Here is a 24,248-nt window from a genome sequence, read left to right as displayed (position 1 = left end):
GAAAGAAATTGCCCTTTGTTGGATAAAAAGACCGCTAAGGCTTAGCCGATTGATGCTAGACTTTAGCGGTCTTTATGATTTAAGGATTGACTGACTGTTGTTTATTTTTCATGGCAGCGTAGAGACTGAAGGCGCCAGCGACTAATAATGCTGGCAGAAGCCATTCTAAACCTAGTTGACTAAGAGGAAGCTGGTAAGTGAATTGGGCGAGTGGGCCAAAGAGGCTTTCGAGCACGCCTAACCCAGTGCCAGCCAAGGCTTGAATCAGACCCACGGCTCCAGCGCCAATAACGGCTCCCGTATAGGTTAAGTCATAGCTAATTTTTCGGTCAAAGACGGAGAAGAGAATCAGCACCATGAAAATAGGATAGATGGTGGTTAAGACAAAGGAAGCCAGGTAAATGATCTGGTTAGTCCCTAAGAGAGAAATCAAAAATTCAATGGCGACAGCTACCAGGGTGATGGCTTGGTAGGACCAACGTCCCTTGGAGACTTCCACAAAGAAGTTACTAAAGGCAGAGGTGAGCCCAATAGCGGTGGTTAAACAAGCGAGGGCTACACAAATTCCCATAATTAAGTGCCCCCATTGCCCTAGGATCGCGGTCACCGTGCCGTTGAAACTGGCCGTGCGGTCAATATCCGCGCCCATCAAGCTGGAAACCGTTGAACCCGCGTAAGTCAGGGAGAGGTAAACCACAGCTAAGAGAACAAAGGCAACCAGACCGACTAAGGCGCCGGCCTTGATCTGGGTATTCTTGTCGCTGTAGCCACGTGCCCTTAATTCTGACATGACGATGCTTGCCATTAAAGAGGCTCCTAGAGCATCCATGGTTTGATAGCCTTCTTTAAAGCCATAGGCGAAGGGTTGGCTAATTTGACTGGGAGCTGCAGGAGCTGGCGGATTGAATAGGGTAACCAAAACTAAGAAAAAGAGAATAATTAGAATCCCGGGGGTAAGATATTTACCGATATTATTAATCACTTTACTTGGATTTAAGGCCAGATAAGCGGTCAAAGCAAAGAAAACCAGACTGCTTAGCCAAATCGGAATATTGGGCCATAGGGATTGGATAAAGACCTCATGGGTGGTTGCTCCAGTCCGCGGTACTGAAAAGAGCGGTCCGATTAAGATAATAGCGATTCCGGCTAGGACAGTCCCGAATTGAGGGTGGATCCGCTTACCCAGGTCGTTGGCCCGACCGCCCAGGTAGATGGTCACTAAGACCCCTAAAATCGGAAAGAAGGGGTCTGAGGTGAGAAAGCCTAGGGCAGCACTCAGCCAACTTTCCCCACTGACGATCCCTAGGTAAGGAGGAAAGATTAAATTCCCAGCGCCAAAAAAGATCGCAAAGAGGGCAAAGCCGATAATTAAAATGTCTTTGGTTTTTATTGTCATGATCAATACTCTTTCTGTCTATTTCGTGCTTATTTTTCTCTATAATCAAATCAATAGGACATATCATAGCATAAAATTGTTCCCTTGCGACAAAGGAATCAGTAAGCTGGGCAAGTTTTTATAGGAAAACAGCAGATTTAAAAGTTTACTTAGTCGGGCTTTGTTTTTATTAAAGTCAAGCAAAAAAGTGGATCAAATATTTGCCTAAAGGACTTGTCAACTGGGGGCGATTTGTTTATATTGGCTAGTAATGATTAATCGTGTCTGAACAGAAAGGGGTTTTTAGTCCAGGCAGATTGTTGGGACAATGATAGGGAGAAAGGAAGAAAGTTTATGGCAATAACGGGCGCATTGGTGAATGCTGGCTTAATTTTACTAGCTGGCGTCTTGGGGAGGTTCTTTGGGCATTTTATCCAGGATGATTTGGCTAAGGCCATTAATCAGGTCTTGGGTCTGTCGGTGGTTTTGATTGCTATTCAAGGCGCCTTGACCACAAAGAGTATTATCGTCGTTATTTTATCCATGGTGGTGGGGGTCATTATAGGCCAGCTGATGGATATTGATGGCCGGCTTAACCGCTGGGGCAATCGGATTCAAAGTCGACTTGCAGGTCCAGACCCTGAGTCGCAATTTGCGGAAGGCTTAGTTACAGCGGTTTTGATTACTTGTGTCGGTGCCATGGGTATTGTAGGAGCCATCCAATCTGGCCTATATCATGACCATGCCACCTTATTTGCTAAATCGATTTTGGACTTTATTATTGTGCTTATTCTTGGGGCAACCTATGGGATGAGTCCAGCTTTTGCCAGTTTACCGGTTCTCTGTTATGAAGGGGGCATTGCTCTCCTAGCTCAGTGGCTAGCTCCTTACTTGCCGGAAGCTTCTCTCAATGAGTTATCAGCAGTTGGGTCACTTCTGATCGGGGTGATTGGCCTTAGTCTTTTTGAGGTCAAAGATTTCAAAGTCTCGAACATGTTGCCAGCTACCTTCATCCCCCTGATCCTGGTTCCGCTCTTTCAATATTTGGGCTTATATTAAATAAAAAATGCTTCCGCAGCTGGAGTGCTAAGCGGAAGCATTTTTTAATATATTTCAAATGTTTTATGACAAATTATTGGTCACTGGACTTAATTTTTTCCTGGTAGATTTTATCGATAAAGACAGCGATGGCATTGTCTCCAGATACATTAGCAGCAGTTCCAAAGCTATCTTGGGTGATATATAGGGAGATCATAATTTGTTGCATGGCCTGACTAGCGATCCCAATCATAGGTAGGAAAGGTAGAGCAGACATAATCGCACCCCCAGGAGTTCCTGGAGCAGCTACCATAGCAACCCCTAACATTAAGATAAAACCGAGCATCATCAAGAAACCATGAGGCATATCATAAATCAATAACAGGGTCGTTGCGCAGGAAGTGATGGTGATAATCGATCCTGCTAAATGAATAGTCGCACAGAGCGGTACCACAAAGTTAGCGATCCCTTCAGAAACGCCATTCTTTAAAGCACATTTAACATTGACTGGAATGGTGGCAGCTGAGGATTGAGTTCCTAGGGCAGTCATGTAGCCAGGGATTTGATTTTTGATGAGTTCGATCGGATTCTTGCCGGCATAGGTCCCAAAGACAAAGAAGAGGAAAGTAATGTAAAGTAAATGCATAATCAACACGCAGATAAAGACCTTCCAAAAGACATTTAAAATGGCAAAAACTGTCCCTGTGTATGCCAGGTTAGCAATATTACCAAAAATGTAGACCGGTAAGAGCGGCACAATGATGGTGGCCAGTACTTGGCTAATAATTCCACCAAAGTCACTAAAGGCTTCATAGAGGACCTTTCCGCGGCCACGTTGGCGTAGCCAGGAAATTCCCAATCCCATCATAAAGGCAAAAATAATCGCTCCCGTCACATCAAAGAAAGGTTCTAAGGGAATAGTAAATAAGGGCTTGATCCCTTCACCCGCTTGGCTGAGTTGGTCGACTAGGTCAGTAGTGATGAAGAGGGGGAAGAGGTTTCTGGCAACCAAATAGGCCAGTAAACCACCAATGACGGTCGAAATATAAGAGGTTAAGACTGTGATTCCTAATAATTTTCCTGCCCCGTGGCTCAAGTCAGCAATTCCTTGGACCACAAAACCAATGATCATAAAAGGAATCACAAAGCTGAGGAAGTCAGAAAAAATCGTAGTGAAAGTTGCAAAAATTTGTAGTACAAATTCGGGAACAATTGGTAGGCGGCCCACAATAATTCCTAAAATAATCGCTAAAATAATACGAGGAACCAAACCAATTTTCCGTTTTTCAAGACGCTTGGTCATAATCATGCTCCATTCTAAAAAAATATTAAGCTTGATCGCTTGATATAATAACTATCCTACCAAACTTCATTCAAATTTGGTATAGGCTTTTTTGTGATTTAATAGGAAAAGTTAAATTTTTATAAATACTTTTTAGTTTAAAATAAAGCGATCTGCTTTTCTTAAAGTATCGTAAAAAAATCGTCGCCTGATGAGTCCCTGTTTCCTCAATTTCCCATAGAAAAAAGCCATGACAGCTGGAAGGCTAACATGGCTTTTTTCGCTTATATTAGGTCTTTATCGATTTAAGCTTTTTCCAGCTCTCCTGGATAGTCTGGAACGCCTTTTTCAACGTTGGTGACGTCAAAACCGTTTTCATCTAAAATTTCGCTGGCTTTTTTGGAGCCTTTACCATCATGGCAAATCGCATAGTAATGCTTGTCTTTATCTAATTCATCAAGATGGTCTTCAATTTGTGAAAGAGGAAAATGTTTGGCTCCAGGCACGTGACCTTCTTCATAGAGTTCGCGTGGACGAACGTCTAAAATGTTAAGATCATCTTCATTCTCGACAATTTTATGAAATTCTTCAATAGTAACTTCTTTCATATTCTGTACCTCCTCTTAACTATATAACACACTAACTAAGTATAGAATAACAAACTTACCTATACATATAAACTATTTAGCCTCTGTCAGCTGTCTTTCCCTAAGTCTTCATAAAAATTTGGTGACTTAAATTGAAAGAAAAGGGCAGCATTTTGCCTGTGTTAAGAGGAATTTCTAAGAGTTAGCTGTATAGTCCATAAAAACCCTTATCATATTTTTTTGAAAAGTAAAATCGTCATGTTATATTTAGCGTAAAGGATTTATATTATTTAAAAAAATTATTCATGATGGAGGAATGTTTTTATGAGAATCATCGTAGCAGGCGGAGACGGATTTTGTGGTTGGCCTACCGCCTTATATCTATCCAAACAGGGTCATGATGTGGCAATTGTCGATAATTTGGTGCGTCGGCAATACGATAAGGAGCTCAACTCTAATTCCATCACGCCCATTGCCTCCCTCAACGAACGTGTTGATAAATGGAAAGAATTAACCGGTAAAGCTATTACTGTTTACCAAGGCGACTTAAACCACTATGACTTTCTTTCCATTGTCTTTAAAGAATTTCAACCAGAAGCTTTTGTTCACTATGCAGAACAACGCTCTGCGCCTTATTCCATGATTGACCGAGACCACGCCCGCTATACCCAAGCTAATAATGTCTTAGGAAACCTCAATGTCCTCTTTGCTATCCATGACTATGCCCCAGATTGCCACCTGATTAAATTAGGCACCATGGGAGAGTATGGGACGCCAAATATCGACATCGAAGAAGGCTGGTTAGAAGTTGAACATAAGGGCCGCCGTGACCGCATGCTTTATCCTAAGAAACCGGGCTCTTTCTACCATTTAACCAAGGTGCATGATTCTCATAATATTGAATTTGCTTGCCGGTCCTGGGGGATTCGGGCAACTGACTTAAACCAAGGGGTCGTTTATGGGGTCAACACCCAAGAAACCGCTATGGATCCCGTTCTATATAACCGTTTTGACTACGATGGTATTTTTGGGACGGTCTTTAACCGCTTTATTGTTCAAACCGCCAATGATCTCCCTATGTCGGTTTATGGTAAGGGTGGTCAAACCCGGGGCTTCATCAATATTGAAGATACCGTCCGCTGTATTGAAATTGCCGCTCTTAATCCAGCTGAACGGGGAGAGTTCCGCGTCTTTAACCAAATGACTGAACAATTCTCAGTCATGGATATGGCTCACAAGGTAGAAAAAGTGGCCCAAGAAATGGGCTTAAATCCTGTCATTAACCATGTCGATAACCCACGGGTGGAAGAAGAAGAACATTATTTCAATGCGGTAATGACTGAGTTGAAAGACTTAGGCTTGGATCCACACTACCTAACCGATGAAGTGACTAAGAACCTGCTGGAACTGGCCATGGAGAACAAGGACCGTGCTCACCAAGAAGTGATCATGAATTCACCTTCCTGGAAGTAATGCCATGAAGATTGTTATAATCACGGAAACTTTTTTGCCGGCAACGGATGGGGTAGTAACCCGTTTAACCCATGCCATTGACTATATGTTGGACCGTGGTCATGAGGTGGTTATTTATGCTCCTGAGATGGAGGATATGCCCATACAATATAAGGAGGCTTTGATTATTCCTTTTAAAGCGGTCTGGTTTCCCTTCTATCGTTACCGGCCCTGGGCCATTCCAACTACTGATATTCAAAAGCAGTTAGCTATTGATGAGCCGGATATTGTGCATTCGGTTAATCCCGTAGGCTTCGCTGCTGCCGGAATCCACTACGCGGTCAAGATGGACATCCCTTTGGTGGCGAGTTTCCATACCAACGTTCCCAAATATCTCTCTTATTATCATTTAGATGTGTTGTCTCCAGTCATCTGGTCCTATTTGCGCCACTGGCATAATTTAGTCGCGGCGAATATGGTGACCAGTCAGGCCATGTATGACTTATTGGCTGATAATGCTATTGAGAACTTGGTCATTTTGCCTAAGGGAGTGGACCTTGACCAACGTGATCCTAAATTTTATTCAGATAACATGCGGGAGCGTTTGACGGCTGACCCCAAGCGGGACAAATTATTGCTCTTTGTGGGCCGGGTTGCTGCGGAAAAGGAGATCGATAGCTTACTCCCTTGGCTAGAGCAACGTGATGATGTCAACTTAGCTATTGTAGGTGATGGCCCGGAAAAAGAAGCCTTGGAGGAAAAATTTGCCCAGCTACCGGTGACATTTACCGGTTTCTTGCATGGGGAAGAACTGTCAGCAGCCTATGCCAGTGCGGATGCCTTTATTTTTCCCTCGGTTAGTGAAACCTTGGGTCTAGTGATTACTGAAGCCATGGCTTCGGGACTGCCAGTGATTGCTGCTGAATCAGCTCCAACTAAGGAACAGATTAAGCACTTAGAAAATGGGCTCATTTATCAACAAGGGGATACGGATTCCTTAGACCAATGCTTGGCACTCCTAGACCAAGAAGAGGTCGTAGAGAATATTGTGGCTAAGGGGCAAGACTACGCCCAACAGTTTTCCTGGGAAAATGCTTCCCGGGCCATGGTGGACGTGTATGAGTCTGTCTTAGAAAAACAGAAAAAGTAGAGTAAGGACACTCTAATTGAGGTCGAATAATTGTAAGGAGAAGGCGGTGGCTGCGTGAAAGAAAATAAATGGGAGTTCTCTCAGCTGATCTCGGGAATTCTCTGGATATTAGCCGGACTAGCCTTTATCTTATGGCAGGGACAGGCTTTATTAGGCTTGAATAGTTTGGTGGCTTGGGTTATTGGCCTGCAAGGGATTTTTCGTATATTAGCCCAAGTGATTTTTGATAAAAATGCTGGTGGGGCTAAGAACCGTATTTTTCAGCTCTTTGTCGCTTTAGGACAGGTTGTCGTTGCTTTTATTATGCTGTCTTTCCCTATTTCATCGACCTACTTTTTGATGCGGGTGATTGGGATTTACCAACTATTAATGGGCTTGGTGTCCTTTGTAAGTTATTGCTTAATGCGGATCGACCATGTGCCTGGCCGACTTAAGCGGCTTTTATTTGCCTTGATCCATTTGATTTTTGCTTTGGCGAGTTTGTTTTTGCCTATCCAAGACCATAATGTCCTCTTCTGGTTAGGCCTTTATCTGGTCTTTATTGGACTGACTTATATCTCTGATGCTAGGACCAGCTTGCCGAGTCGAAGTCAAGATCAGAAGATTAAGCGGCGCTTTCGTTTTCCAGTGCCTATTGTGTTTAACCTATTAGAGCCAAATCGTTTGGCCAATAAGTTAAATCATTTTATCCGTCAAGAGGTAGAAGATGAGCTGGCCTTTAGTACGGCTTATCAGGATTATATGGAAGAAAATGAGACCGGTGCGGTTGATAGCCTGCAAGTCTTGGTCCAAACCTCCAATGCCCATCTAGACTTGATCGGCCATTTAAATATTGCCTACCATGGAACGGTTTATTCTTACGGCAATCACGACGTCGATTCGGGGCACTTGTTTCGTTCAATTGGGGACGGCGTCTTATGTAAGATCGACCACCAAAAAAGCATTGAATTTGAATTGGCCAATGGGATTACCATTTTTGAATATGATATTCAATTAAACCAGCGTCAAAAGGAAGCCTTGGAAGCCAAATTAGCTCAAATCGATGACTTACTCATTCCCTGGTCACCGAAAACTGAGAGTCAGTGGGATTCCTTTGGCGGACGCTTAAAACGCGCCACCGATTGCGACATGTTTAAGTTTAAAGCCGGCCAGTATAAGACTTATTTTGTCTTTGGGAGTAATTGTGTGCTCTTCTGTGATGAAATTATTGGTTCTATTGGCTTAGACCAATTTTTGATGGTGGGAGTGATGACTCCGGGGACCTATTTTGACTATTTTAATAAGCAATATGAGAAAGGCTCCACACCGGTCATTAATCGGAGAATTTATTCCACTGACTTATTGCAATTTACCCAGCTAGATAAATTGAAAGATCGATAAATCAGTCTAAAGAAACAAGCTAAGCCTTAGGGCCCGGCTTGTTTTTTTATGCTTGAATCGCTAAGCTTAAGGGAGTAGAGAAAGGGTGGCATGTATGGAAGAAGATAAATTAGTTGAGATTGCTATTGAATTACAAAGTATTGCCCAGGCCGGCTTGCATTACGGGCGTGATGATTTCGACCGGGAACGTTACCAAAGGATTCGCGATATTGCGGCCGAGATTATGGCTGAGAAAGCTCAGCTCAATTGGCAAGAAGTCCAAGACCTTTTTTGTGGGGATGAGGGTTACCAAACCCCGAAAGTGGATACCCGGGCAGCGATTATCCAAGATGATGAGATTTTATTAGTGAAGGAACGCAATGGTCTATGGTCCTTACCTGGCGGCTGGTGTGAGATGAATATGTCGCCGATGGAAAATACCATCAAGGAGGCCCAGGAAGAAGCTGGGCGTAAGGTGAGGGTGAAGTCGGTCATCGCTGTCCAAGATCGTGATAAACATAACCAACCGCCTTATGCTTATAGCATTGTAAAAATATTTTACCTGTGTGAAGACTTGGGCGGTCATTACCAAGAGAATATTGAAACCAGTGCCAGTCAGTATTTTAAAGCCGACCAATTACCCGACCTGGACCCAGAACGAACCACCCAAGAGCAAATTGCTATGTGCTTTCAAGCTTACCAAAGTGAGAACTGGCAGACCCAGTTTGATTAATTCAGAGAGAATATAGTTGAAGTAAGAAAGGAGTGAGGGGAATGATGCCTTATAAAAATCCTAGCCCAGGTAAGATTAAAAACGCCCACCCACTCTTAGTGACTTGTATGCAGTGTAAACACGATCTCTGTGTTTACTGGAAGGTTGGCCGCGGAAATCTGATCAAATTACAAATTCACCGAATTATTGAGTCAGCGTATGACTTTGGCCGGCGTGACAATGCCTTATTATGTCCGCACTGTCAGGAACAGCTGGGCTCCTTGAGTGAACATAAGGGCCGGCCGTGTTATTTCTTGCATCGGGGCCGAGTACAGACCAAACGCTTGCAGCATTATAAATGCTAGCTAGGGCTCTCGTTTTTTTGTTATGATAAAATAAAAGTAAATGAAATTGGGTAGGTTAGGAATTACAAAGCTTGATTTGATAGGGATCCTTTAGTCTTTTTCCCGCACATGCGGGGGTGATCCCGGTGAGGAAATATTAGTTGAATCTGCATTTTTCTTTTTCCCGCACATGCGGGGGTGATCCCCACTAGGTTATCCAATCGCCTATGGTTATACACTTTTTCCCGCACATGCGGGGGTGATCCTGGTTTACGTAAGCCACGTTGTGCTAAAACATACTTTTTCCCGCACATGCGGGGGTGATCCCGGTAATGTCGAAGGCAACCAACAAGCTGAAGACTTTTTCCCGCACATGCGGGGGTGATCCCCAAGGCTGAACAACAAAAAGAAGATTTTGAAACTTTTTCCCGCACATGCGGGGGTGATCCCGAGAAAAAGATGATCTCTATTATCACCTTAACCTTTTTCCTGCACATGCGGGGGTGATCCCACTTATGAAGACGATGGCACAGGGAACTATTACTTTTTCCCGCACGCGCGGGAGTGCCCCCTATAAGCGTTGATTACTCATTAGGACAAACCAATACAAAAGATGGGGTGATTTATATGTCTAAAGAATCTGTTATTAGCGTAAAGGTTGACGATGAGCTGCTAGAAAGTGTTGAGACAATTTTAGATGACTTGGGACTTGATATAAATACGGCGATTATCATGTATCTAAAAAAGGTTAATGCTTATCAAGGTATTCCTTTTGACTTGACGTTAAATTAATTGATAGGGATATAAAAATAGCCTACTATATTATATAGTAGACTAGTGATTATCTTCATATGCTTTAGCTACCAACATTATATAGTCAGCCATGGTAAGATCAAGCTTTTTTGCTTGGTCTTTTAAATATGCGTGTTCTTCTTCTGTCACATAGGCATTTACCTTTTTACTACGCTTGCGACCAGTAGCAGGGCGACCACGTCCGCGCTTCTTCTTAGTAGGTTGTTCGTTCATTGGTTGTCACTCTTTTCTTTTAATGATGTAATATAAATAACCAAAGGCGTCAGCAATGCTGCCGCCAAAGAAAACTACATTATGGGATAAGGCTTACTAACTCTTTTAATAGTTTGATAATGGCCGTTATCAAGTCTATTAATTCTTTATAGTTAGTAGGCTTTTTCTTTTGCTCATTCTTAGCTTTCACCTCCTTTCGTCTAGGAGGCGGTTATTTATTTGTAAGCTAAATAAATCAACTTACGGTATTATTATATGAAATCACATTTAATCAGTAAAGTGTTTTTAAAAATAAAAAATATTTATGATATAGTGTAGATATGCACGATGCCCTCTATATGGCTAGGGATCTTCTTGAAGGATGGCTAATTGTTGCCAAAAAAGAAGGGGATCCAATTCCTGAAGCATCATCTCCTGATGACTTGACAGTTTCTAAAGATGCATTATTGATTCCTATTAAAGTGGATCTTGAACTTGTCTAATTAAATATACTCAACAATTAGTCGAAAAAACTTTAAGCACTCTGTGATAATGAGAGAATTTTGGTTTAAAGGTAGGAGCTTTATTGTTGACTTACGATATTGATAATAGAAAGTAGGAAATGTACTGTGATACAAGAAAAGAAACGTCCTCGTGGCCGCCCAGCAACAGGACGGAAGCGCAATATAGATATCGGGATGAAAGTCACTAGAGAAGAAAGAGATTATCTAAAAAATCAAGCAAAGAAATATGGTCTTACCCTAGCTGACTATTTTTTAACAGTAGCCAAGGAATATGAAAAGAAGCATTAGTTATTAGATTGATTGTACCTATAGAAAGACTCTTAGAATAAAATTAATTAAGATGAAATGTCTTTGTCTTTACGCACTAAGTTCATAATATAATCGGTCATGCTAATGCCATGTTTTTCGGCTTGAGTTTTTATAAGCTCTTTTTCTTCTGATGATAGGTTTATTTTCAATTGTGCATTACGTTTCCTTCCTGTGGCGGGTCGACCTGGTTTTCTTTTATGTTCTGTCATGTGATTACTTTCTTTCTATACATTATGTAATTAAATTAAGTTTAGATGTACTGACCGATTTTAATAAAATATTGTAGCATTGTTGCTGGTTGAATGGGAGCACAATTGTTAAGCAGATAATTGTCAAACTTGATATATATTTCTAATCCAACTTTTTGAGCGGTCTAGTGGCCGCTTTTTTTCTTTTGAAATCTTCAGCTCCAATTATCCAAGCTTAGTAATGAACATGCTATAATATAAAAGTAAAATAAATTTTTCATCCTTTCCTGTGTTAGAGGGATTTAAAGCAAATAGGCATCATTGTAAACTTTAGGAGGTAGTAGCTTATGGCTGAATCTACTCGGAGTGTTTTCATATCTGGGTCGAGAACGCAAAACCAATTATCCCAAGAAGTACTAGATTCCATTGACGCAATTATTGACCAAGGCATAAAGATTAACCTAGGGGATTCCAACAAGGGAGTCGATAAGGAAGTGGCTGACCTGCTTCGACTCGAAAATTATCAGGCGGTTGAAATCTTCACCATTAATCAAAAGCCACGGATTGCCCTTGAAAAGGACTGGAAGGTCCGCTATGTTCATCCTGATGACAATCTTAATGGTCAAGCGCAACAAATGATGAAAGACCGGCAAATGGCCAATGACTCCCATTGGGGCTTAGCGATTTTTGACCCTATCAAGAAGAACCGTTTTGGCGCCCTGCAGGTTTCTTCCGGCACCCTAAGAAACACGATCCAGATGCTCTTGCAAGGCAAATCAGTGAAGTTTTTTTATGTCTTTGAGAATGCTATGCGCTATCACAATTTAAAGGGCCAGGACGGGCTCAAGCAATTAGAAACATTGATTAATAGCTATCAAGAGGAGAAATTGACTGGAGAAGAAACAGACTTAATTCTTTCCTCTCGTGGCGTAAATACAAACGACCATCCCGCTACAATCAAGCGCGATAAAATTTTTAGCAAATTTACTGATTTATTACAAAGCGAACTTCAATTGACGGATAGTGAAGATTCTGATTTTCAACAAACGACGCTTTTTTAGTCTAGAAAGGCTACCATTATGACAGTGAATCAAGCAGAAAAACTAAAACATATTCATCCTATTAAAGAAATCACCGATTTTGAGGCTTATTATCTGGATTGGTATAAGGACAAAATCATTGAGGATAGAGGTCCAGAGCATACCGACATTGGCAAGTGCGTTTATCAATTAAAATATGTATATACGCCCCAAATGCGCCAGCCCTATAGTGATTTACCCGAATGGCTGGAGAAAGCTTATATGGAAGAGTTAATTAAATTAGCGAGTTTTGTCGTCCAAGGAGTTAAAGAAATTGACCTCGCTTTTGATTTCATTATTCCGGCTCCTTCTTTTAATCCACGGACAGAATTTAATCCTCATGGGCAAGTCAAATTTATCTATGATTTAGTCAATGTTCTCTCTGCTCAATTAGGACTTCCCTATCACAAACGCTGTCTCTTTAAAAAGGATAATGTAACAGCAAAAGATAGCATCGTCAGCAGTGAAAACTTCGCAGCAAGCAGTATTCGACTCCCCCAAGATTTTTCCAGCTATTCAAGAACTGGCTCAGCGCAACCGATTGGCTTAGTGATTGATGATCTCTTTGAAAGAGGGGATACGGCTAAGATTTCGCTGGGGCTGTTAAAGGCGAAGAATCCGGGAATGCAATTTAAATTTTTATCCTGTACCAAGAATAAATACCATGGCCTAGGAAAGAAGGTTCAAGTGAAAATCTATTCTTTCCAAGAATTTACCGCAAAAAATGACAGTCAATTTATTAAATTAAAAGTTGTTTCTCCTGGCGAATTTCAGGGCAAGATAGTCCATGTATTTTCTGATAATGCGGGTTATGACATCTTTAAAGAACAGCTGGTAAACCATAATACAAATTCCCATAATAATATCTCTTTCCCAGTTGACCCGACCTTTAATATCAAGATTAAGGAAGGTAAGGATGGTTATATTGACTTTTTTGGTCTCTTAGATAGTCCCCAAGAAGCAAGCAATCAACTCCTTGACCCTGGCTTTGATCCGGTCCCTAATTTTGATCCTGCTCCGATTCCTGATCCCTACTTTGACTTTGACCTGCCTTTTTAGTGAAGGACAAGAGTTCGCTAGTTTGTTGATAGCGAGCTCTTTTTCATTGCTTTAGGCTTCTATTAATTAGGCTTTTATTACTATAAAAGCACTGAATTTAGTATAATTACATTGAATAAGTAAACTGAGGTGGTGGAAGTCGTGAAAGAGGATTCTAATCATTACCATAAGCGCAGGCATTTTATTCGCTCACTTTGGCAGAAAGACCGGTATTTTTACCTGGCCGCAATAATTTTAGAAATCGCCTTTGTAGGGATTATGGTAGAGTTTATGGTCAATCCTTCCTGGTCGATTGCCCTGGTATTTCTGTTTTTAATTTGGCTGCTTTTAACCGCTTTTGTCAATGGGTCGCTGTTAGTTCGAAATCTTCCTAAAAGCTCCTATTGGCACCGAGTCGGGAGCATTTTAGTGGAGAAATCCATTGAGGCGCTTTTGGTGGGCTTAGTGGCTGCGGGAGCAATTATGATTTTAACGATGGCTAGTTAAGTAAACTTAGTAAAAAATATCATCTTGAGCGGAAAACTATCAACAGTCAAGTCCCTTTTATATAATAAGAGAGTAAGAAGACAGAATTAAACCAAGAGGAGGGCTTTTATGACAACCGTTTATGCCAAAGATTATGATTACCCCGTTGAGAGTGGCCGCTATCAGTTAGTGATTTCTCAGTCTTGTCCCTTTGCGCAAAGAACTGATATTGTGCGCTCTTTGTTAGGTTTGGAGGAGATTATTGGAAAATCAGTCGCCTCTCCTATTAAGACGGATAAGATTTGGGAATTTTCTAACCAAGAAGGTAATAAAGATGCTGTCTTAGAAGTGGAATATTTAAGTGAAATCTATCATAATACCGATCCTGATTATGATGGACCTTATTCAGTGCCGGCCCTAGTCGGCTTGACTACTAAAAAGGTGGTCAACCAAGAATCTCTCGATATTATCAAGGATTTTGCTAGTCGTTTTAAGGACCTAGGGACGAGTCAAGTGGAGGACTTGTATCCCCAAGACCAACGTCAAGCAATTGACCAATGCTTTGACTGGGTGGGTGCTGACCTCATCGGAGCGCCAGCAAAGGCCCACAAGGCCAGTGACCAAGCAGAATACGATCAATATGCCGATCAATTCTTTGACCGACTAACAGAAATCGACCAAGTTCTAGCTGACCAAGATTATTTAGTGGGCGACCACTTGACCCTAGCAGATGTGGTTCTCTACACCCCTTTGGTTCGTTTTGATACCACTTATTACACGGCCTTTCAGCTCAATAAATACCGCTTAAGTGACTTCCCCAATTTATGGAGCCATTTACAGAAATTACATCAAATCCCAGCCTTCCAGCAATCGACTAACTTTCAAGCCATCAAGGAAGGCACCTACCTGGGCAAGAATGGGCGCGATTCCTTTGGTAAAGAAATCCTCCCCCAAGGGCCAGTTTTGGATATGTGGGAAGTGAAATAAGGCATTCATGACCATAAGAAAATAGCGCACCTCGCTTTCATTAAAAGCGTAGATGCGCTATTTGTTTTTTTACCGGTCGTTTTTGCTTATCTTTTGACTTATTAAGCAGAGAACAATGGTTATGGTAGCTGGGAGGAGCCAGGCAAAGCCGAGGTCGAAGAAGGGCAAGTAATGACTAGCCCATTGAGTTAGACTACTTCCCAAGGCGCTTTGGCTAATAAAATCAGGCGAAGCCTTGATAAAGTCTAAGCAGGCTGGGATGAAGGTCACTGCCATAGAAATTTGGTAGAGAGCCGGACTTTGCCAGCGATTGGGCAGCAGACTGAGCAAGATTAACACACAAGCTAAGGGATAAAGTAGCATCAATACTGGCAGGGATAGGGATAGAATCGCTTCGAAACCGATATTGGCCACCAGAAAGGCTAAGAGGCAGGCGATAATGGTCCAGTGTTTTTGCTTAAGATTAAAAAAGTGAAATTTAGCAAAGGTTTCTGCTAGAGCTACCACTAAGCCAATGGCGGTTTTTAAACAAGCGACGGTAATCATAACCGCTAAGAGAACTTGTCCCGCTAAACCAAAATAGTGACGGGTAATCAGTGACAAAGCCTGGCCACCGTTTACGGATAAGGGGATAAATTGTAAGCTGTGGGTACCGAGTAAGGCTAGGGCAATATAGATGAAAGCCATCAAAAGAATACTTAAGCTGCCCGACGTCATCACTTCTCGGGAGATTTGCCGAGGTTGTTGAATGCCAAAGTCACGGATGGATTGAATAATAATAATCCCAAAGGCTAGCCCGGCTAAACTATCCATGGTGTTATAACCTTCTAATAAACCCATGGCTAAAGGGGCCATCTGGTAGGCGGGGGTAGGATAGAGCACCTGGCGAAAGCTGCCGGTGTCAAAGAGGGCTCGGACTAAGATGACTGCCAGTAGGATTAGAAAGGCTGGGGTTAAATATTTACCCACCCATTCAATGATCTTAGAGGGACGTAAACTAAAGAACAGGACCAAAAGGAAGAAGAGCGCCGAATATAAGAACAGGGCGGGAGCTTCTAAGTGGGGAGGGACAAAATCAGTGATACCGACCTCGTAGGAAACGGTGGCTAAACGCGGTGTGGCAAAGAGTGGTCCAATGGTGAGGTAGAGGGCGATGGTAAAGAAATAGGCAAAGGGGCGGTTGACCTTATTGGCGATTTGGAAGACAGATTCGGTTTCTGAAAAGCCCATAGCCGCAATGGCGAGTAAGGGTAAGCCGACCGCCGTAATGTTAAAACCGGTCACAGCCAGTCCCACATTGCCGGCTGCTTGTTGACCTAAAGAGACGGGGAAGATGATATTCCCGGCCCCAAAGAAAAGACCAAAGAGCATGAGAGCGATGATCAGCCGCTCTTTCCAATTTAAAGCAATTTTAGACATAAATAATTCCTCGTTTCTAACATTGAGGATTATAGCATTAAAGCCACTTGGCTGAACAGTAAGAAAGTAGAAAAATTGCAAGATAGTTGCTGTGCTTTGCTTGAAGATTAGTGCGAGTGGAGTTTGAGTATATTGGATCATTTCTGTTTTGTTTGAAAGCGCTCAATGATGAATTGGTTTTGGAAGAAGTTATTATAGCCAAAGCCTAATTTTCATAGTACTATTATTAAAAAGTGAAAGAGGCGATTTTATGACTAAAATTATCGTTTATGCTGTGACTGCTGAAGAGAAACCTTTGGTAGAAGCCTGGGCCAGTCGTCATCAAGTTGAAGTGAAGCTGGTAACAGAAGAGTTGACAGTGGATACTGTGGACTTGGCGGCAGGTTTTGACGGAGTATCGACTTCCCAAGTGCCTCGGATTGAAGAACCGATTTTTTCGCGTTTACATGACTTAGGCATTCAACAAATCGCCCAACGTTCAGCAGGTGTGGATATGTATGACTTAGACCAAGCTAAGGAAAATGGCATTATTATTACTAATGTGCCTACCTATTCCCCTGTTTCTATTGCTGAATACACCTTAGGGACAATTATTTATTTAAACCGACGCTTGAATAATATTCTGCCACGGACCAAGGCTCATAATTTCTCGCGGTCTCCTGAGGTACGTGGTCGGGTCTTAAAAGATTTAACCCTAGCTGTCATTGGGGCTGGGCATATTGGGCAAGAATTAGCCCGTATCTATTCTGGCCTTGGTGGGAAGGTTGTGGCTTACGATATTGCTCCTGACCCAGCGGCTGAAAAATACTTAAGCTTTGTCGATTCGGTAGAAGAAGCGGTAGCTCAAGTAGATATTGTCAGCTTGCATATGCCATTAACTAAGGATAATTACCATATGTTTAATGCTGACTTATTGGCCCAATGTAAGGAAGGCACCATTCTGGTTAACAATGGTCGGGGAGCATTAGTCGATACTGATGCCTTGTTAGCAGCCATCGATTCCGGCCATATTGCTTCAGCGGCTCTGGATACCTATGAGTCTGAAGGCCCTTATGTCTTCAAGGACTGGAGTGATAAAACCGTTGAAGATGAACGGCTAAAAACTCTGATTAACCATCCTAAGATTCTCTACACTCCGCACTTGGCCTACTACACCGATGACGCCATTAAAGCTTTAGTGGATGGCGGTTTGGATAGCGCCTTGGAAGTCATTGAAACGGGGGACGCTAAGAACCGGGTCAATTAATCCTTGGAAAGAACTCAAAAAATCTAGCTACAATAACCTCTGCAGGTGGCGACTAACTTGCAGAGGTTTTTCTTTACTTACCAGTCGCTTTCATTTTAGTATAATGATGATAAGCACCTTAAGGAAAGGAGGGCAATCGTTATGCGCTTACTGGGTCAAGAATTCCCTAAAAAAATCTATGAACGCGGCTATCGCTATTATGCTGATGACCGGGTGGAAGATAGCTATGTCAAGGATCAAACCTACCATTTCTGGGTCAGAGGCAGTGAAAAGTATCAAGTTCAATTGAACCTGGACCCAAAAGAAGAAGTGTCAAAGATGACCTGTGACTGTCCCTATGCGGATAGTGGTAAAGCTTGTAAACACATGGCCGCAGCGGCTTTATACTATCAGTTTGGTCCCTATAGTGAATATGCCATGAGCCATCACTTCCCTGAATTGGACCGCTTGCTTTCCCAATTGCCCAGGCTAAGCTTACTCCACTACTTTAAGCAAGTCCTCCTTGACCATCCTCAACTTGTTCATGATGTTTATGATAGTCTCCTAGCAAGAGAAGATGAAGTTGCCGATGACGAGTTAAATGTTATTCTTGATTTGTTTGATGAGGTCGATGACATTTACTATAAACATAGTCAGTCTGGAAAAATTCCTATTTTTAAGGGCTTTGCTTTAATTGAAGACTTGACCAAGTATTTAAACAGCAACCTGAATGACATTCTCCACCATGGTCAGACTCTCATTGCTTTGATGTTGTTAAATCATGTTATTGAAATGGTCGACCAGGTCGAATTTGAAGAGGAATTTGGGCAAGCCGCGATTGTGATCAACCTCTGCGACCAGGCTTATGAATCAATTGTGGATTATCTCAGCCAGGAAGAGCGCGAAGAAGGGCTAGCCATGCTACTGGCTCTATTAAACAACCACCATAGTTTCTGGATTGACCTCCTCCTCCCCCAAGTGATCAGACGCCACTTTGACCGTTTTCACGAGCGCCAGCGCTTACTGAGAACGTGTTTGTATCGCATGGAAAGCTTGCAAGAAAAGTTTCCTAACCAGGACTTAGAATGGTATTTTGAGGCCCTGTTTAAACTCTATCAAGAGCTAGAACCTCGTGAGAAGGTGGTTGCTTTTGCTAGCCAGCATCTAGATTACCTAGCTAGTGTCGATTACTTGCGTCGTTATTCTCTCAGCGAGAGGGAAGATAGTGGCCAAGTTCCTGATAAAAGGGAGAAATATCCTGTGCAAATCTTAACTGGCTACTTGAAACAAGCTATGGTAGAAATACAGACCGCCAATAGTCGACCACAATACCAAGCAATAGCGACTTTTCTCAAGAATATGGATACCATTAGCGGGGGCCAATTTGTTCGCCACTGCTTTATTAGTCAATTGAAGGCTCATTACCCTGAACGCCAAGCATTATTGGAAGAATTTGAAAGGTCTTGGTGATGAATGTGTTTCCTATAATGGGGCCAGTGGAGTCAGGATATTTTTAGCGATCCTTAGTAATAGGGCATTACGCTGCTTTATGATAAACTGAAAGAACTGAAAGAAAATGTAAAGGAGCCGACTAATTAATGAAATTTATCTCATGGAACATTGATTCTTTAAATGCCGCCTTAACTAGCGATTCCAATCGGGCTCAATTGTCACGCCAAGTCTTAGAGACCATTGACCAATATGATCCAGACGTTATTGCTATTCAAGAAACCAAACTATCTGCCAAAGGGCCTACTAAAAAACACCAAGAAGCCTTAGCCGAATGGTTTCCTGACTATAATAATGCCTGGGTCAGCTCAGTCGAACCTGCCCGCAAATCCTATGCCGGGAATATGGTCCTCTATAAAAAAGACTTAGAACCAACTATTTCCTATCCTAAGATCGGGGCGCCAGAACCCATGGATAGCGAAGGACGGATCATTACCCTCGATTTTGGTGAATTTTACTTTACTCAAGTGTATACGCCTAATGCAGGGAATGCCTTGAAACGCTTGGCTGAACGTCAGGTTTGGGATGAGAAATATGCCCAATATCTCAGTCAACTGGACCAAGAAAAGCCTCTTATTGCGACGGGTGACTTTAATGTGGCCCATAAGGAAATCGACTTAGCTCATCCAGAAAACAATCATAAATCAGCCGGCTTTACCGATGAAGAGCGGTCCGGTTTTACCAAGCTATTAGACCATGGCTTTACCGATACTTTCCGCCACATTCATGGAGATGTAGAAGGTGTTTATAGCTGGTGGGCGCAAAGGGTCAAAACCAGCAAAATCAATAACTCAGGCTGGCGGATTGACTACTTCTTAGTCAGCGATCGGATTGCCGACGCCGTTGAAAAGTCGGAAATGATCGATTCTGGTACCCGCCAAGACCATACCCCCATTTATTTGGAAATTTCTGATGAAATTAGAGAAGAGGCTTAGTTTTCTTTCTATTAGCAGGACTAGCTAGGGGTCAAATAGAAACTGTAATTGATAATTCCCGCACTCGCGGGGGGTGATCCTATTGTCATTTTGATAAGATGGAAAGCACAGTTTTACAATATGGTATGGCTTCTTGATTAAAATCAAGAAGTTTTTTTGTAAAATGCTAAATTTAAGGCAGTTGTAATTAATAAAAAAGGGGTGATCATATCAACCGAATGATTTCTGCTTTATGGGGCAAAAAAAGCGAAAAGTTTGGACAGTTTTATTGGCTACCTTTAATTCAACATTTAAAGGATACTTATGGGGTAGCTGGAGCACTTTGGGAACACTGGATGAGTCCAGGTCAAAAAGAATTTATTCAAATAGCTTCACACACTGATAGTGATAGTGCTAAAAAACTTTATCAATATCTTGCTGCAGTCCATGACGGCGGGAAAGCTAGTCCCGCTTTTCAGGCTATGCCCAACTTTTCGCATAATTCAGAAGACCTTGAAAAGTTATTGTTAGAAAAGCTAGAGAGAGTTGGGTTTATAGGAATAAGTAAGGTGCAGTTATCCGATCGTCAGAAAAGCCATCATAGTTTGGCGGGTCAAGCTCTTCTGATAGATGATCAAATCAATAAGGATATTGCTTCGATTGTTGGGGCCCACCACGGGAAACCGGTAGATTCTAATCGAGACTATAAACATCAGTTAAAATCTTATGGGAATAATTATTTTCAAAGTGATAATCCAGATGCGCCTATTTACCGAACCTGGCAAAAAACACAAAAAAAGATTTTTAACTGGGCTTTAAATTTATCTGGTTATACTCAGGTGGATGAACTTCCTGAGATTAGTCAAGCAGGACAAGTTTTGTTAGCAGGAGCCTTAATTATGGCTGACTGGATTGCTAGTAATGAACATTATTTTCCTTTAATTCCAATTGATCAAGAATACATTTTAGACTCGCAAAGTCGACTGGAAAAAGGATTTACACAGTGGAAGCAGACTGATCCCTGGCAACCTCATGAGGCAAATGACATTGATAATTTTTACAAAAAACGTTTTAAGTTTCTACCGCGAGATATGCAGCGAGTATTTTCAGAAACCATTGAAGCAAGTGATCAACCAGGAATCTTCATTTTAGAAGCACCTATGGGGTTAGGAAAGACAGAAGCTGCTCTTGCAGGAGCAGAGCAATTAGCCTTTAAAACCGGGCGTTCTGGTGTGTACTTCGGTCTACCCACCCAAGCCACTTCGAATAGTATTTTTTCGCGTATAAAAGATTGGTTAGAAAGAGTTGAAGAACTTAATGGCGATAGAGCGTCCCTGCGCTTAGCTCACGGAAAGGCAGCACTGAATGATGACTTTGCCAAGCTAGCGCATCAAGTTGACCCTGATGGTGGGGAAGAGAGTACGATTATTGCCAATGAATGGTTTTCCGGCCGAAAAACAACCGCTTTAGATGATTTTGTCGTTGGTACTGTCGATCAGTTTCTCCTATTAGCGCTTAAGCAAAAACATTTGATGCTTCGTCACCTGGGCTTTAGCAAGAAAGTTGTTATCATCGATGAAGTCCATTCATATGATGCTTACATGAGTACTTATTTGTATCGAGCTCTTGAATGGATGGGAGCTTACCAGGCACCTGTTATTATTCTTTCAGCTACTTTACCAGCGGATAGACGACTAAAAATGGTACAGTCCTACTTAAAAGGAAGAAATAAACAAGTAAAGAAAATTGACTTATCTGACCAATTTGAAACGACTGATTATCCTTTAATCACTTATACTGATGGAGACACTATCCATCAAGAGACACATTTTGATAAAAATGAGATTGAGCATAAGACTGTAAAGGTTCATAAATTGCCTGTGATGGAACAGATGGACCCTCTCATAGAATTAGTGGAGGATTTGTTACAATCAGGAGGAGTCGTTGGTATTATTGTGAATACTGTCAAACGAGCTCAAACTCTAGCAAAAGCTCTTTCTGAAAGAATAGGGGAAGAGTTCGTAGAATTGCTTCATTCTAATTTTATTGCGACTGAACGTGCTGCTAAGGAAAACCAACTCCTTCAGCAAATTGGTAAAGATAAAAAACGGCCAGAAAGAAAAGTAATTATTGGTACTCAAGTGATCGAGCAATCCTTAGATATCGATTTTGATGTATTAATTAGTGATTTAGCCCCTATGGATTTTCTAATTCAAAGGGTTGGCCGCATGCACCGTCATGATATTGACCGGCCTAATAAACATCATGAGCCCGTTCTCTATGTTTTAGGAATAAGTGAATCTTTAGATTTTGAAAAAGGATCAGAAGCGGTGTATGGCGGCTACCTTTTAGCCAGGACGCAATATTTCTTGCCGAATAAATTATATATACCAAGCGATATTTCCTCATTGGTACAAGCTGTTTATAGTAATCAAACCATAGATTTAAATAAGGACTTTCAAGCAAATTATGAAGAAATGGGCTTAAAACATGAGCGCTATCTTAAAAGTAAAAAAGCCAAGGCAAAAGGTTATTTACTAGCGTCACCTGATCATAGTGGAAGAAAATCTTTAGTTGGGTGGCTAAAAAGTCCCTCTACGGAAGAAAGTGAAGAAAGAGCTTATGCGCAGGTCCGTGATAGCCAAGAGACTATTGAGGTAATTGCGCTTAAGAAAATTGGAAGTGGTTATGGTACTTTTGCTGAAGAAATGGATCTTTCTGAAAGAATAGACGATCCAGATGTAGCTAAAGAAATTGCCAAAGAAACACTGCGTTTACCTTATCAATTGGGCTACTTGTATAATGATATAATTGATAAAAATATTGATTTTTTAGAAAGATATAATCTTAAATATTTATCAGAATGGCAAGGACAAAGCTGGCTAAAAGGTAGCTTAGGTATTATATTTGATGAAAATAATGAATTTGTAATTAATGACTATAAATTAATTTATGATCGAAAATATGGTTTGATTTGTGAAAGGATGTGACATAGTGGCTAAGTTTAATTTAATTGATGAGCCTTGGATTGCTGTCATTAGTAAAGATAGTGGCGAAAATTCACTGCTTTCTCTACGTGATGTTTTCGAACAAGCACCAAGTCTCAAACAGCTAGCTGGAGATAGTAAAACGCAAGATTTTGCCGTCCTACGGCTATTGCTTGCTATCTTACAGACAGTTTATTCGCGAATGGATGCTAGTGGTCAACCCTATGATCAAGTAGATTTAACGGATCGCTATCAACAAATGAAAGATGTTGATGAGTTTGATGAAGATGATTATGTTGAGTGTTTAGAAGAAACCTGGCAGTCAATCTGGGAAGAGGGAGAATTCACTGAAGCGGTTAATAATTATTTAACAGCTTGGCATGATCGCTTTTACCTTTTTGATGACCAATACCCATTTTTCCAGGTTACTCAAGCTGACATTGGGGAAGATAAGATTAGTATGTCTAATGGAACTAGTATTAACGCTAAAAATATTAATCGTACAATTTCTGAGAGTAATAATAAAATAGCTTTATTTTCACCTAAATCTGGGAAAAATAAAGATTTCTTAGAAGCTAATGAAATAGCGCGCTGGCTATTAACTTTTCAGGGGTATACTGGTCTATCTGACAAAGTTATTTTTGGTAAAGAAAAGTATAAAGTGTCTAAGGGCTGGTTATTTGACATTGGAGGACTCTATTTAGGCGGGGGAAATTTATTTGAAACTTTGTGGTTAAACACAATCTTAGTGCATCCACGAGAAGAGTATCGTTTAAATAGACAAAAACCCTGTTGGGAATTTACCGGATCAGAAAACATAGATCACTATTTTTCAACTGATAATTGCAATAATCTAGCGGAACTTTATAGCAATTGGAGTCGGGCTATTTATATCGATCCGGAGACTGATTTAAATAAGCCTTTTGCTTTTGAAGTGGTTAAGTTACCAGAAATCAAGCACGTAGATAACTTTTTAGAACCGATGACAGTCTGGCGTAAAAATGCCAGCGGTGAAAATAAAGGGAGGTATACCCCCAGAAAACATGTTGTCGGACAATCCCTATGGCGGTCTTTCGGTTTAGTTCTTCCGTCGAATTCTAAAAAAGAAGAGGGAGAGGGGGAAAGCCATCGCCCGGAAATAATAAATTGGCTTGACTATCTAGACGATATGACAGATTCATTATTGGATGATTACCCCCTAACTATTCATGCCGTAAGTATGCAAGATAATGGAAAGTCTACTTCCTGGGTACCTACTGATTAAATTTATGATGAGCTA

Annotated in this window: 24 protein-coding genes and 1 CRISPR repeat array; of the genes, 18 read left to right on the top strand and 6 right to left on the bottom strand. The window is 41.5% G+C overall.

Annotation, left to right across the window (positions count from 1 at the left end):
* Positions 1–79: 79 nt before the first annotated feature.
* Positions 80–1,396, bottom strand: coding sequence for a branched-chain amino acid transport system II carrier protein (gene brnQ, locus JFU01_RS04115; protein ID WP_195855798.1), 1,317 nt, complete (start codon positions 1,394–1,396; stop codon positions 80–82).
* 333 nt (positions 1,397–1,729) lie between these two features.
* Between brnQ (JFU01_RS04115) and JFU01_RS04110 the strand changes: the two genes are divergently transcribed.
* On the top strand, positions 1,730–2,434 hold the full coding sequence (locus tag JFU01_RS04110) for a DUF554 domain-containing protein (protein WP_195855799.1): 705 nt from the start codon (positions 1,730–1,732) through the stop codon (positions 2,432–2,434).
* A 73-nt stretch (positions 2,435–2,507) separates the two neighbouring features.
* Here JFU01_RS04110 and JFU01_RS04105 read toward each other — a convergent pair whose 3' ends face one another.
* Together JFU01_RS04105 and JFU01_RS04100 are read right to left on the bottom strand one after the other, a co-directional pair.
* On the bottom strand, positions 2,508–3,716 hold the full coding sequence (locus JFU01_RS04105) for a dicarboxylate/amino acid:cation symporter (RefSeq protein WP_195855800.1): 1,209 nt from the start codon (positions 3,714–3,716) through the stop codon (positions 2,508–2,510).
* Between the two features lie 284 nt (positions 3,717–4,000).
* Entirely contained in the window at positions 4,001–4,303 is a 303-nt protein-coding gene (locus JFU01_RS04100) for a rhodanese-like domain-containing protein (protein ID WP_060777622.1), read from the bottom strand.
* Between the two features lie 303 nt (positions 4,304–4,606).
* Between JFU01_RS04100 and JFU01_RS04095 the strand changes: the two genes are divergently transcribed.
* From JFU01_RS04095 to JFU01_RS04070, 6 genes are all read left to right on the top strand, one after another.
* Positions 4,607–5,755 (top strand): NAD-dependent epimerase/dehydratase family protein, encoded by a 1,149-nt coding sequence (locus JFU01_RS04095; protein ID WP_195855801.1) that lies wholly within the window; start codon positions 4,607–4,609, stop codon positions 5,753–5,755.
* A 4-nt stretch (positions 5,756–5,759) separates the two neighbouring features.
* Positions 5,760–6,884, top strand: coding sequence for a glycosyltransferase family 4 protein (locus JFU01_RS04090; RefSeq protein ID WP_195855802.1), 1,125 nt, complete (start codon positions 5,760–5,762; stop codon positions 6,882–6,884).
* A gap of 54 nt (positions 6,885–6,938) precedes the next feature.
* Positions 6,939–8,264, top strand: coding sequence for an HdeD family acid-resistance protein (locus JFU01_RS04085; RefSeq protein WP_195855803.1), 1,326 nt, complete (start codon positions 6,939–6,941; stop codon positions 8,262–8,264).
* A gap of 94 nt (positions 8,265–8,358) precedes the next feature.
* Complete coding sequence (locus JFU01_RS04080) at positions 8,359–8,976, top strand: NUDIX hydrolase N-terminal domain-containing protein (RefSeq protein ID WP_195855804.1); 618 nt, start codon at positions 8,359–8,361, stop codon at positions 8,974–8,976.
* Between the two features lie 41 nt (positions 8,977–9,017).
* Positions 9,018–9,320 carry a hypothetical protein gene (locus JFU01_RS04075; protein ID WP_195855805.1) on the top strand — a complete coding sequence of 101 codons (303 nt, stop codon included), beginning with the start codon at positions 9,018–9,020 and terminating at the stop codon, positions 9,318–9,320.
* 95 nt (positions 9,321–9,415) lie between these two features.
* Positions 9,416–9,870: a CRISPR direct-repeat array (repeat unit 28 nt; unit sequence CTTTTTCCCGCACATGCGGGGGTGATCC).
* Positions 9,871–9,926: 56 nt separating this feature from the next.
* On the top strand, positions 9,927–10,091 hold the full coding sequence (locus JFU01_RS04070) for a type II toxin-antitoxin system RelB/DinJ family antitoxin (protein WP_195855806.1): 165 nt from the start codon (positions 9,927–9,929) through the stop codon (positions 10,089–10,091).
* Between the two features lie 42 nt (positions 10,092–10,133).
* Here the strand turns inward: JFU01_RS04070 and JFU01_RS04065 are convergent, their stop codons facing one another.
* On the bottom strand, positions 10,134–10,325 hold the full coding sequence (locus tag JFU01_RS04065; RefSeq protein WP_195855807.1) for a plasmid mobilization protein: 192 nt from the start codon (positions 10,323–10,325) through the stop codon (positions 10,134–10,136).
* A 338-nt stretch (positions 10,326–10,663) separates the two neighbouring features.
* Between JFU01_RS04065 and JFU01_RS04060 the strand changes: the two genes are divergently transcribed.
* Together JFU01_RS04060 and JFU01_RS04055 are read left to right on the top strand one after the other, a co-directional pair.
* Entirely contained in the window at positions 10,664–10,807 is a 144-nt protein-coding gene (locus JFU01_RS04060) for a type II toxin-antitoxin system HicB family antitoxin (protein WP_195855808.1), read from the top strand.
* Positions 10,808–10,933: 126 nt separating this feature from the next.
* Positions 10,934–11,116 (top strand): plasmid mobilization protein, encoded by a 183-nt coding sequence (locus tag JFU01_RS04055; protein WP_195855809.1) that lies wholly within the window; start codon positions 10,934–10,936, stop codon positions 11,114–11,116.
* A gap of 47 nt (positions 11,117–11,163) precedes the next feature.
* Here the strand turns inward: JFU01_RS04055 and JFU01_RS04050 are convergent, their stop codons facing one another.
* Complete coding sequence (locus JFU01_RS04050) at positions 11,164–11,346, bottom strand: plasmid mobilization protein (RefSeq protein WP_195855810.1); 183 nt, start codon at positions 11,344–11,346, stop codon at positions 11,164–11,166.
* A 326-nt stretch (positions 11,347–11,672) separates the two neighbouring features.
* On the opposite strand from JFU01_RS04050, the gene JFU01_RS04045 reads away from it, so the two are divergent.
* The 4 genes from JFU01_RS04045 (at position 11,673) to JFU01_RS04030 (ending at position 14,915) form a co-directional block, all read left to right on the top strand.
* A complete protein-coding gene (locus tag JFU01_RS04045; RefSeq protein WP_195855811.1) occupies positions 11,673–12,386 on the top strand; it encodes a hypothetical protein in 714 nt (237 codons plus the stop codon).
* Positions 12,387–12,404: 18 nt separating this feature from the next.
* Complete coding sequence (locus tag JFU01_RS04040) at positions 12,405–13,463, top strand: hypothetical protein (RefSeq protein ID WP_195855812.1); 1,059 nt, start codon at positions 12,405–12,407, stop codon at positions 13,461–13,463.
* Between the two features lie 141 nt (positions 13,464–13,604).
* The gene (locus tag JFU01_RS04035; RefSeq protein WP_195855813.1) at positions 13,605–13,949 is read left to right on the top strand and encodes a hypothetical protein; all 345 of its coding nucleotides are present in this window, start codon (positions 13,605–13,607) and stop codon (positions 13,947–13,949) included.
* A gap of 108 nt (positions 13,950–14,057) precedes the next feature.
* Positions 14,058–14,915, top strand: a complete 858-nt coding sequence (locus JFU01_RS04030) for a glutathione S-transferase C-terminal domain-containing protein (RefSeq protein WP_195855814.1) — start codon at positions 14,058–14,060, stop codon at positions 14,913–14,915.
* 69 nt (positions 14,916–14,984) lie between these two features.
* Here the strand turns inward: JFU01_RS04030 and brnQ (JFU01_RS04025) are convergent, their stop codons facing one another.
* The gene (gene brnQ, locus JFU01_RS04025) at positions 14,985–16,334 is read right to left on the bottom strand and encodes a branched-chain amino acid transport system II carrier protein (protein ID WP_195855815.1); all 1,350 of its coding nucleotides are present in this window, start codon (positions 16,332–16,334) and stop codon (positions 14,985–14,987) included.
* A gap of 250 nt (positions 16,335–16,584) precedes the next feature.
* Between brnQ (JFU01_RS04025) and JFU01_RS04020 the strand changes: the two genes are divergently transcribed.
* The 5 genes from JFU01_RS04020 to JFU01_RS04000 all read left to right on the top strand — a co-directional run bounded on the left by JFU01_RS04020 (position 16,585) and on the right by JFU01_RS04000 (position 24,233).
* Positions 16,585–17,580, top strand: a complete 996-nt coding sequence (locus JFU01_RS04020; protein ID WP_195855816.1) for a D-2-hydroxyacid dehydrogenase — start codon at positions 16,585–16,587, stop codon at positions 17,578–17,580.
* Positions 17,581–17,721: 141 nt separating this feature from the next.
* Positions 17,722–19,029, top strand: a complete 1,308-nt coding sequence (locus tag JFU01_RS04015; RefSeq protein ID WP_195855817.1) for an SWIM zinc finger family protein — start codon at positions 17,722–17,724, stop codon at positions 19,027–19,029.
* A 128-nt stretch (positions 19,030–19,157) separates the two neighbouring features.
* Positions 19,158–20,003, top strand: coding sequence for an exodeoxyribonuclease III (locus JFU01_RS04010; RefSeq protein ID WP_195855818.1), 846 nt, complete (start codon positions 19,158–19,160; stop codon positions 20,001–20,003).
* Positions 20,004–20,221: 218 nt separating this feature from the next.
* Complete coding sequence (gene cas3 / locus JFU01_RS04005) at positions 20,222–22,972, top strand: CRISPR-associated helicase Cas3' (protein WP_195855819.1); 2,751 nt, start codon at positions 20,222–20,224, stop codon at positions 22,970–22,972.
* Positions 22,973–22,976: 4 nt separating this feature from the next.
* A complete protein-coding gene (locus tag JFU01_RS04000; RefSeq protein WP_230086931.1) occupies positions 22,977–24,233 on the top strand; it encodes a type I-E CRISPR-associated protein Cse1/CasA in 1,257 nt (418 codons plus the stop codon).
* Positions 24,234–24,248: the final 15 nt, after the last annotated feature.

Source organism: Aerococcus sp. Group 2 (assembly GCF_905125285.1).
Taxonomy (GTDB): Bacteria; Bacillota; Bacilli; order Lactobacillales; family Aerococcaceae; genus Aerococcus; species Aerococcus urinae_E.
The sequence above is the reverse complement of the archived record's forward strand: the minus strand, read 5'-3'. Positions and strand labels throughout refer to the sequence as shown.

Excerpts from the sequence above, each read along its gene's own strand:
- brnQ (WP_195855798.1), bottom strand. The coding sequence starts at position 1,396 with ATGACAATAAAAACCAAAGACATTTTAATTATCGGCTTTGCCCTCTTT.
- JFU01_RS04110 (WP_195855799.1), top strand. The coding sequence starts at position 1,730 with ATGGCAATAACGGGCGCATTGGTGAATGCTGGCTTAATTTTACTAGCT.
- JFU01_RS04105 (WP_195855800.1), bottom strand. The coding sequence starts at position 3,716 with ATGACCAAGCGTCTTGAAAAACGGAAAATTGGTTTGGTTCCTCGTATT.
- JFU01_RS04100 (WP_060777622.1), bottom strand. The coding sequence starts at position 4,303 with ATGAAAGAAGTTACTATTGAAGAATTTCATAAAATTGTCGAGAATGAA.
- JFU01_RS04095 (WP_195855801.1), top strand. The coding sequence starts at position 4,607 with ATGAGAATCATCGTAGCAGGCGGAGACGGATTTTGTGGTTGGCCTACC.
- JFU01_RS04090 (WP_195855802.1), top strand. The coding sequence starts at position 5,760 with ATGAAGATTGTTATAATCACGGAAACTTTTTTGCCGGCAACGGATGGG.
- JFU01_RS04080 (WP_195855804.1), top strand. The coding sequence starts at position 8,359 with ATGGAAGAAGATAAATTAGTTGAGATTGCTATTGAATTACAAAGTATT.
- JFU01_RS04075 (WP_195855805.1), top strand. The coding sequence starts at position 9,018 with ATGATGCCTTATAAAAATCCTAGCCCAGGTAAGATTAAAAACGCCCAC.
- JFU01_RS04070 (WP_195855806.1), top strand. The coding sequence starts at position 9,927 with ATGTCTAAAGAATCTGTTATTAGCGTAAAGGTTGACGATGAGCTGCTA.
- JFU01_RS04065 (WP_195855807.1), bottom strand. The coding sequence starts at position 10,325 with ATGAACGAACAACCTACTAAGAAGAAGCGCGGACGTGGTCGCCCTGCT.
- JFU01_RS04060 (WP_195855808.1), top strand. The coding sequence starts at position 10,664 with ATGGCTAGGGATCTTCTTGAAGGATGGCTAATTGTTGCCAAAAAAGAA.
- JFU01_RS04050 (WP_195855810.1), bottom strand. The coding sequence starts at position 11,346 with ATGACAGAACATAAAAGAAAACCAGGTCGACCCGCCACAGGAAGGAAA.
- JFU01_RS04045 (WP_195855811.1), top strand. The coding sequence starts at position 11,673 with ATGGCTGAATCTACTCGGAGTGTTTTCATATCTGGGTCGAGAACGCAA.
- JFU01_RS04040 (WP_195855812.1), top strand. The coding sequence starts at position 12,405 with ATGACAGTGAATCAAGCAGAAAAACTAAAACATATTCATCCTATTAAA.
- JFU01_RS04030 (WP_195855814.1), top strand. The coding sequence starts at position 14,058 with ATGACAACCGTTTATGCCAAAGATTATGATTACCCCGTTGAGAGTGGC.
- brnQ (WP_195855815.1), bottom strand. The coding sequence starts at position 16,334 with ATGTCTAAAATTGCTTTAAATTGGAAAGAGCGGCTGATCATCGCTCTC.
- JFU01_RS04020 (WP_195855816.1), top strand. The coding sequence starts at position 16,585 with ATGACTAAAATTATCGTTTATGCTGTGACTGCTGAAGAGAAACCTTTG.
- JFU01_RS04015 (WP_195855817.1), top strand. The coding sequence starts at position 17,722 with ATGCGCTTACTGGGTCAAGAATTCCCTAAAAAAATCTATGAACGCGGC.
- JFU01_RS04010 (WP_195855818.1), top strand. The coding sequence starts at position 19,158 with ATGAAATTTATCTCATGGAACATTGATTCTTTAAATGCCGCCTTAACT.
- cas3 (WP_195855819.1), top strand. The coding sequence starts at position 20,222 with ATGATTTCTGCTTTATGGGGCAAAAAAAGCGAAAAGTTTGGACAGTTT.